Genomic DNA, 1,870 nt, shown 5'->3' on the forward strand with positions numbered 1-1,870 from the left:
AATACTTTGGTATTCCCGTTGCTCTCACTTGGTTCATGTCGCAGAAAACCTTTGACGGAAAGAAGCCGTACAGCTTTTTGAAATCACAGATAACCTATGCCCTGCGACCTAAAATCACTTATGCAGGAAAAGCCGTAAAACTGCATAAGCAGATATTGAATGAAACAATCACGGCAGTAAGGAGTGTGAACTATGTTCCCAATAAAATATATTGACAATAACCTTGTCTGGAACAAGGACAATGAAGTGTTTGCCTATTATGAGCTGATACCATACAACTATTCTTTTCTATCCGCAGAGCAGAAATTTATCGTGCATGACAGTTTCCGACAGCTAATCGCACAGTCCCGTGAGGGTAAAATTCATGCGTTGCAGATTGCCACAGAAAGCTCCATACGAAGTATGCAGGAGCAGTCAAAGAAACTGGTAACGGGAAAATTAAAGGGAGTTGCCTACCAGAAAATAGACGAACAGACCGAAGCGTTAGTATCTATGATTGGGAACAATCAAGTGGACTACCGCTTTTTTCTTGGCTTTAAGCTCATGGTTACGGAAGAACAGCTCAATCTGAAAAACATCAAAAAATCGGCGTGGCTGACATTCAAAGAGTTTCTCCATGAAGTGAACCACACGCTGATGAATGATTTTGTTTCCATGCCGAATGATGAAATCAACCGTTACATGAAAATGGAAAAGTTACTGGAAAATAAAATCTCCCGTCGCTTTAAGGTGCGTCGCTTGGAAATCAATGATTTTGAGTATCTCATGGAACATCTTTACGGCAGGGACGGTGTCGCTTATGAAGATTATGAGTACCAGCTACCAAAGAAGAACTTGCAGAAAGAAACGCTGATAAAATACTACGACCTTATCCGTCCGACAAGATGTGTGATTGAGGAAAGCCAGCGATATTTACGCTTGGAACATGAGGATAAGGAAAGCTATGTGTCCTATTTTACCGTCAATGCGATTGTAGGCGAGCTTGATTTTCCGTCAAGCGAAATTTTCTATTTCCAGCAACAGCAATTCACATTCCCCGTTGATACTTCCATGAATGTAGAAATCGTGGAGAACCGAAAAGCATTAACAACCGTCCGCAACAAGAAAAAGGAATTGAAAGACCTTGACAATCACGCCTATCAAGCTGGAAGTGAAACCAGCTCAAATGTGGTGGACGCTTTAGACAGCGTGGACGAGCTGGAAACAGACTTAGACCAGAGCAAAGAAAGTATGTATAAGTTAAGCTACGTTATTCGGGTGTCTGCACCCGATCTTGACGAGCTGAAACGCCGTTGTGATGAAGTCAAGGACTTTTACGACGACCTCAATGTAAAGCTGGTGCGTCCTGCTGGAGATATGCTGGGGCTTCATTCTGAATTTTTACCAGCCAGCAAGCGATATATCAATGACTATGTGCAGTATGTAAAATCAGATTTTTTAGCTGGGCTTGGCTTTGGTGCGACACAGCAGTTAGGAGAAACTACGGGTATCTATATGGGCTATTCCGTTGATACGGGAAGAAATGTGTACCTGCAACCGTCTTTAGCTTCGCAGGGCGTAAAAGGTACAGTAACAAATGCCCTTGCTTCTGCTTTTGTCGGTTCGCTTGGCGGTGGTAAGTCGTTCTGCAATAATCTTCTGGTATATTATGCGGTGCTGTTTGGCGGTCAAGCACTTCTGTTAGACCCTAAAAGTGAGCGTGGTAACTGGAAAGAAACACTCCCAGAGATTGCACATGAAATCAATATCGTAAATCTTACCAGCGACAAGGACAATGCAGGACTTCTTGACCCATTTGTGATTATGAAGAATGTAAAAGACGCTGAAAGTCTGGCAATCGACATCTTAACATTCCTTACGGGTATTTCCT

2 protein-coding genes are annotated in these 1,870 nt (G+C 42.7%); both read left to right on the top strand.

Annotated elements, in window-relative coordinates; all coding sequences use genetic code 11:
* Positions 1-215, top strand: a 215-nt coding sequence (locus DXB52_RS15635) for a TcpE family conjugal transfer membrane protein (protein ID WP_472520559.1), incomplete at its 5' end; no start/stop codon positions are given.
* The coding region (locus DXB52_RS15640) for an ATP-binding protein (RefSeq protein WP_118108035.1) at positions 193-1,870 on the top strand (1,678 nt) is incomplete at its 3' end. The genes DXB52_RS15635 and DXB52_RS15640, both read left to right, overlap by 23 nt.

This window comes from Ruminococcus sp. OM04-4AA (genome assembly GCF_003462585.1).
Taxonomy (GTDB): Bacteria; Bacillota; Clostridia; order Lachnospirales; family Lachnospiraceae; genus Mediterraneibacter; species Mediterraneibacter faecis.